This is a genomic window from Blautia sp. HCP28S3_G10, assembly GCF_052065235.1.
GTDB lineage: Bacteria > Bacillota > Clostridia > Lachnospirales > Lachnospiraceae > Blautia_A.
In genome coordinates, this window is record NZ_JBQHUL010000039.1 from 23713 (window position 1) to 30931 (window position 7219).

The window sequence follows — 7219 nt, forward strand, 5'->3', positions numbered from 1 at the left end:
TGAGATTTATGCGATTCCTTTTTTAACCACACAACTGCTGAGTTTTCTCAACATACTTAACAAGTTCATCATCGAAGTTCCACTCAATCTCAATTCTTTTATCCTTATATACCTTGATACTGCGAACAAAGGCTACTGCGATCTCCCTGGTTAATTTCTCACTACCCTCAATCAGATCAGTCAGACATTGCCTTCCATCTGCCGGAAGTTCCAAGAGCTTTTCAGCTGCATCCTTCTGTTCCTGCTCTGTTTGAGCCATTGCAGTTGTTTCTCTTTCGATCTGTTTGTCCAACCGTTCATTCTTTCTGGAGAATTCTTCTTCAGTGATCTCATCCATTGCATAACGCATATATAATTCTGTTTTTTGATGTTTGTATCTACTAATGCTGTCTTTTGCATTACGGATTTTCTTCGCAGCCTCATTCACCTTTGATTTCAACTCTGTCTTTTGTAATTCAAGCACCGGATCCGCATTGTCACTTACCTTTGCAAACATCTTTATTGCTCTGAAAACCATCCCATTAAGCTCATCATCATACAAATTGTCAGTAGCACAATCCGGATTTGATGTATTGAATTTTCGTGGACACTTGAAATGAGCATTACATCGGGTTACATGATGCAAATTCTGACCACATCCTCCACACTTCACCAGACCCTTCAATGGATAATTAGTATTGTGGATTTTTTTCTTTTTTCTGGAGTTTAATTCCAGTTTTTCCTGCACTGCATCAAACATTTCTTTAGAAATAATTGGTTCATGGGTGCCTTCAACCACAATCCAATCTTCCTCTTTTGTCTTCACATGCTTGCTGCTTCCCACTGATGCAACCTTCCATTTTCCACCGATTGTAGTTCCTACATACGTTTCTGTAGTCAATATCAATCGCACTGTCGTCGGATACCAGATATATTTCTCTGTAGTATTCTTTACGCCAGTTTTCAATACCTCTTTTTTATATTGCCCCGGACACATGATGCCCTGTTCATTCAAATAACGGGCAAGCTGTGTTATATTCATTCCATCCAGATATTTTTGAAATATCATCTTCACCACAGGTGCTGTTTCCGGATTGATCACAAGACTTGTCACATCTTCATCCGGCTTTAAGTACCCGTATGGTGCTCTTGCACCCATGTACTTTCCAGCTTTCTGTCTCTGTAATAAAGTCTTCTTAACCTTTTCAGAAGTATCAATACTGTGATGCTCGTTGATAATATTCCTAAAACCAACATCAATTCCAGGCATACCGGAATCATAATTCAAGCTGTCAACATTATCATTAATCGCTATGAATCTGACATTGAGAAACGGGAAAATCTGTTCCAAATAAGTATCAACCTCTATATGATTCCTACCGAATCGTGAGAGATCTTTCACTATTATAGCACATACTTTACCATCTCTGACAAGCTCCATCATCTTTTTAAATCCCGGACGCTCAAAATTTGTTCCACTATAGCCATCATCTTTGAATTCCAACACTTCCGCATTCTTAAACTCATTTTTGCTGGCTATGTATTGCCCGATCACGATTCGCTGATTGGTAATACTGTTGGATTCGTCAAGAATATCATCATCTTCCAGGGACAATCTCAAATATTTTACTATGCACTTATCATCTGACATTTGATCATCCCCTCCTCCAGATCTTCTGCTAATTTTTGCAGTTCATCCTGAAATTTAAATTCAATTTCGATGCGTTTATCCTCATACAAAGTAATTTTCTTTATATAAGAAGCGACCACATCTTTCGTAAGGCACTCCATTTTTTTACCTTTTATGAAATCCGAAAGCCATAAATAGTTCTGCCTGCACAGTTTTTCTGTAGTTTTTCTACTTTTTTCAATCTCTTTTTTCCTTACAACCAGTTCTTTTTCGACCACGGATATTCTTTCAATCATACGATGATATGCATCCGAATCTATATTTCCCGAAACGTACTGTTCATAAAGTTCAAGACGTTTTGCTTCATTCTGTTTGTTAAGCTGCACTATTTTACTGTTTTCTTTATTCAGATACCGCCTGTACGTATCAAAATACTCATCATTAAAGCAATTAAGCTGTTTATTGATCTCACAGATTGATTTTAATTGCTTTAATATCGCATGATATACCAGTTCATCAATAACATCTTCTTTCCAACGATTACAACTATAGCTATCCTTTGATACCGTTGCATAATTACCACATATATAATAGTAATTATAATAGAGTATGCCATTACGTTCTTTTCTGGAATACCTTCTGGACATTTTTGCCCCGCATTCTCCGCAAAAAATAATACCTGCATATTTATTTTCACGCTTGCCATGCGTTTCCATCTTACTCAGATCTTTTTTGGGAATTGCATTTTTCTGCTTTATCTTGATAATCGCTTGCACTTTCTCAAATAATTCCTCACTCACAAGAGCTTCATGGGTATTCTCATGCTCATTCCACTCGCTTTTATCCAGAATCGTGTTTTTTTCACTTGTGAGAAGAGAAGTTCTGGTTTTATGCGTATAGGTATTCCCAAGATAATGCCTGTTTTCTGCAATTCTTTTAATTGTAGATGAACACCAATGAGTATCTGTTTCATCAAGACTATCCAAGAATAACTTCCCAGTTCTTGCATATAGTCTTGGAGGCGAAAGCAACATCTCATTAAATTCTTTTGAAATGCTAAGATATGACTGCCCCTCAGCTATTTTTTTAAATATTTTTACTGCATAAGGAGCTGTCAATGCATCAGGAACCGTAATTGGATTGCCATCTTTATCTTTTTCCCTTTTATATCCATAAGGTGCATCTCCACCACAGTATTCTCCGGATTCCATTCTGATTTTCATGGTACCGGAACTCTTTACTGATGCATCTTTCGCATACATATCATTGGCAAGATTGGAAATCATAATCCCCAACATCTGATTGTCACATTCAGGGCTGATACTGTCATAATTATCATTCACCGATATGAAACGAACCTGCATAAATGGAAATATTTTTTCCAGATAATTGGATACCTCCTCCAAATTTCGACCAAATCGTGATAGATCCTTGACTATGACCGTATTAATTTCTTTTGTTTTGATATCATTCAGCATCCTCACAAAATCATCTCTGTCAAATTTGGTCCCTGAAATACCATCGTCTTTATAAAACTTCACTACTTCAATATCCGGATGGGCTTCCGCATAGGAAAGAGCAATCAGTTTCTGTGTTTCCAGCGTTTCTCTTTTTTCACCATTGATATCTACAGAAATTCTGGTGTATATTCCTGCTTTCCAGATCTTCTGCGGTGATGACTGTAATAATGTTTCAGCCTGCTTCATCTGACGATTCTTTGTTCTTGCCATTATACAGCCACCTCCTGTCTTGTTTTGCCTATTTGTTCTGCCAACCTTGCCGCCGTCACCAACTCGTCTTGAAATCTGTAAACAATTTCAATTTTTTTATCTTCAAATACTTTGATTTTTTCTACATATTGAAGAAGCATGTCTCTGTCAAGTTCTCCCAGGCACGGTTTTTCAAGAAATGTACTTACCCATTCTTCACACATCAGTTTATTTTCCAAAAGATCTTCAATATACTCTTCCTGCTTCTCAATATTGGCTTCCAGATTTTTAATCTCAGCCTGATAACGTTCTCTAAGCAGTGTATAATCCTCTTTTGATATAATCCCAGATGCGAGATTGCCTGATAATGAATGCAACAGCTTATAATACTTATTGACCTTATTTCGTAATTCCAGTACCAGATCATCATGCTGTACCAACGTCTGTGTATCCAAGGAATTTTCCTTTAAATACTCCACTGCACTTCGTATGGCATCCGTCATTTCACAGTACATTTTCAGAGAGTCCATCACCAATTGAATTAAAACATCTTCCTTAATACTATGTCGTGAGCATTGATCCTTCTTTTTATTATAAGAAGCGCAAATATAAAAAACTGTTTTGGTTCCTTTATAGCTGTTAGTACGACGTATCAAGTTACTGCCGCAATCACCACAGGTCAGCAGCCCACCAAACATATATAATCTATCTTCACCGGGAGCAATCCTGGTATCTTTCGCAAGCAACATCTGAACTGTTTCAAATTCTTCCTTTGTGACAATTCCTTCATGATGATTCTCGAAAACTACCCATTCTTCCTGTGGCAATGCTCGCTGAACTTTCACCTTGTAATTTATTCTTTGAGATTTTCCTTGCTGAAGCACTCCATAATAGATGGGATTTTTCAATATACGAATAATCGCAACTGCTGACCATTTTGATGTCAGATGGGTCTGGAAGGATGACTTGAAGTTTACGCCTGTAGCTCTCTTGTAATCTGCCGGTGCCAAAACACCAAGTTCATTTAGTTTATCAGCAATCATCTGATTACTCATACCTTCCATTTTCCAGGTAAAAATATTTCTCACATGTTTTGCAGCCACCGGATCAATCTCTATCTGGCTTTTATCCTCAGCACACTTCTTATATCCATAAGACACATAGTTTCCGACATATTCTCCGATATTTCTCTTTGCACTCAGATGACTTCTCACTTTTTGAGAGTTTTGCCTGCAATACGTATCGTTTACGAACGATTTTACCGGCAACACAAGGTGCGTATCTGTAATATTGGCTGTCTCAGAATCATAATTGTCATTAATTGCTATAAAACGTACTCCCAACTGCGGAAATACTTTTTGTATATACCTGTCAACATCAATATGCTCTCTTCCAAATCGAGACAGGTCTTTTACTATGATACAGTTTATTTCCTTATTCTCGATTGCCTTTATCATTGCCTGGAAACCAGGTCGGTTAAAATCTGTACCTGAAAAACCATCGTCTTTGAAAGTCTCTACAATGGTAATGTCAGATGTTGTTTTCATATAATTGTCAATCAAAATCGACTGGTTGACAATGGATTCGCTTTCTGCTTTATCCCCATCTTCTATACTAAGACGAAGGTACTTGGCAGCTATCCAAACACTATTTTGCATAAAAAAACACTCCTATCTAAAGATTCTGCCAAAGCAGAACCCTTAAATAGAAGTGCCCTATTCAAATTTAGTCCTGCTCGCATTATAGCACACTTCGTCTTTTGTGTGAATATGAAATTTTACAGTTCCAAGAATTTCCTGAGATCATGCTAAACCAGCTTTTTTTGCTACAAGCTGTTTGGTGCAATCTATATAAGAAAGAGAAGAAGTTGCATTAAATACACTTTTTACAACATATCCCATATCTTCATATATATACGGATTATCTGATTCCTTAAGAAGCACATCCATTTTATTTTCTTTTTTTCTGTCCAACTCTGAAATCAGATCATTATAATTTGGTAACTTATCACGGTCAACTTCTTTAATGTTGACTGTTTTCAGTTCTTCCAGTCTCTGCACTTCCGTCATATATATCGCCTCCTTTTTCTATCGTTGCCATTATCTGAGAAAAATATTCATTCCCAGCTTTCTGCTATTCAGTCTTCAATATTCAACTGAATTTTTACTGCTTTTGTGATTCTTTTCATTGCTCTCTCACTCATATGACCACATTTCTGCACAATATTCTGAACCGCAATAGCAGATACCTGCTCGCCCAACACAAGAACAGGTCTTACCAAACCTGTCATTTCATGTCTGCTTACATACACATGGGTAGGTAAATACCGTTTTTTCTTAATCTTTGACGTAAGCGGAACAACTGTAATTACTGGACTGTATGTATTTGCTTTATCATTGCTGATCACAACCGCAGGTCGCCTTCCTTTTTGTAGTGATGTTCCAGGCACCTCAATCATATTGACCATGAGAATATCTCCTCTACATATCTCCATCATTTTTCCTCCCTGTTTTAAATATTTATGATTCATTGGCTCCACAGGAATACGGCAGAGACATTCCATTCAGAACGCTCTGCCGCATAACCTCTATAGCCAATTTTCGATTATTAAACAGTGCTCGCTCGATTCTATTTATCCTCGATACCCCGAATCGTTTATCCTGCTTTCGCAGGCAGGGAATAATAACCTATCTGACTGCATACGCCAGATCACAACCCGCACGCTCTCGCATACAGGCTCCAGCAGTTCATAGGTTTGCCGGTTACAGAGTTTTCACAGTCCGCAAGTGTATCGCACCCTATACAGATCATCGCATCATCAACCTGCCAGTTGATTTTCGGTCAGTGCTTATTCGCTCGTCCAATTTTCATCGGCGTCATGGCGGCATTTTCCTTGTGCTCCCTGCATAGGATGTCACGTCAGTTATTACTGGATATTCAGTTCTCAATGTACTTTTGAGGAGTCTTAGAACTCTCTCTAATTACTAAATTCAACTGACTCGACCAGATGCAAAAAAAATCTGCATTTTTTTCAAATTATTTTTCCTGATACATTCTTCGCATTTTGTTGAGGATTGTATTCAGCTTGTATGCCAGGACCTGCCGTGATACTCCCATGATTTTTGCCAGCTGCACTTGCGTTTTATTTTCAAAATAAATACCGTAAATAATCATCCGTTCTTCTGCATCCAGCCGCTCGATCACCCTATGAATATCCTGCCTCTCCACACTGCTGATCACAGTATCTTCTACGTCACAGTTGTAGTCTGGAAAGTCCTCAATGGTAAATTCACAATCTAAACCTTGTGTTTCGCTATAAGGAATTTCCCGTATTTTCTTCTCTACAATCTCGCCTTTCTCATTTTTGATTGCAACTTTTCTCGGCTGGCTGCTTCGATAAAAATTATTCATGGCATAAGCCACTTCCTTCGTGATCTCAATCATCTTTCCGTCTACATTTGCATAAAATTTTCCGTCGTATTTATATGGATGTTCTATATACATATCCGTCCTCCTGAATTTGAAATTTGTTTTCCAGCTTCAAATTCAGAAGGCGGTCCTCTTATCTGTTTCATGCCTGCTCCAATGATCTCTGCCAGGTAACACCTGCAGGTATTGGCTGAGAAATTCAGGCACGAAAAAAAGCCCCAGTAGTCTTTTTCACTACTGAGGCTTACGTCTCTTAAATTATATTCAGTTATCTATACCTTCTTTCATCAGCATACTCATTGTATCAGAGCAAAGTTCAGAAAGTGTCCGCAATCAGATAGCAAAAGTTCATTACAAAGAGTGTTATCCGGCATTTTATCTGGTCCTATACCATGCCACATTCAATCAAATTAAAAAGGGGCACAGCATAAATTATTCTGATGGATTTTTCATCGGATTACTTTATGCCGTG

Annotated in this window: 6 protein-coding genes; all 6 read right to left on the minus strand. The window is 37.9% G+C overall.

All coding sequences use genetic code 11. From position 1 onward, the window contains the following. Positions 1 to 22: 22 nt before the first annotated feature. Entirely contained in the window at positions 23 to 1630 is a 1608-nt protein-coding gene (locus tag ACTNB8_RS13750; RefSeq protein ID WP_441055594.1) for a recombinase family protein, read from the minus strand. Further along, positions 1609 to 3339 (minus strand): recombinase family protein, encoded by a 1731-nt coding sequence (locus tag ACTNB8_RS13755; protein WP_441055596.1) that lies wholly within the window; start codon positions 3337 to 3339, stop codon positions 1609 to 1611. The genes ACTNB8_RS13750 and ACTNB8_RS13755 overlap by 22 nt, the downstream gene beginning before the upstream one ends. Further along, positions 3339 to 4976: a recombinase family protein gene (locus ACTNB8_RS13760; protein WP_441055598.1), complete on the minus strand. Its 1638-nt coding sequence runs from the start codon at positions 4974 to 4976 to the stop codon at positions 3339 to 3341. The genes ACTNB8_RS13755 and ACTNB8_RS13760 overlap by 1 nt, the downstream gene beginning before the upstream one ends. Positions 4977 to 5120: 144 nt before the next feature. Further along, complete coding sequence (locus ACTNB8_RS13765; RefSeq protein WP_441055600.1) at positions 5121 to 5387, minus strand: DUF6870 family protein; 267 nt, start codon at positions 5385 to 5387, stop codon at positions 5121 to 5123. A gap of 68 nt (positions 5388 to 5455) precedes the next feature. Further along, positions 5456 to 5815 carry a type II toxin-antitoxin system PemK/MazF family toxin gene (locus ACTNB8_RS13770; RefSeq protein WP_441055602.1) on the minus strand — a complete coding sequence of 120 codons (360 nt, stop codon included), beginning with the start codon at positions 5813 to 5815 and terminating at the stop codon, positions 5456 to 5458. A gap of 539 nt (positions 5816 to 6354) precedes the next feature. Next, complete coding sequence (locus tag ACTNB8_RS13775; RefSeq protein WP_441055604.1) at positions 6355 to 6822, minus strand: sigma-70 family RNA polymerase sigma factor; 468 nt, start codon at positions 6820 to 6822, stop codon at positions 6355 to 6357. Positions 6823 to 7219 lie beyond the last annotated feature (397 nt).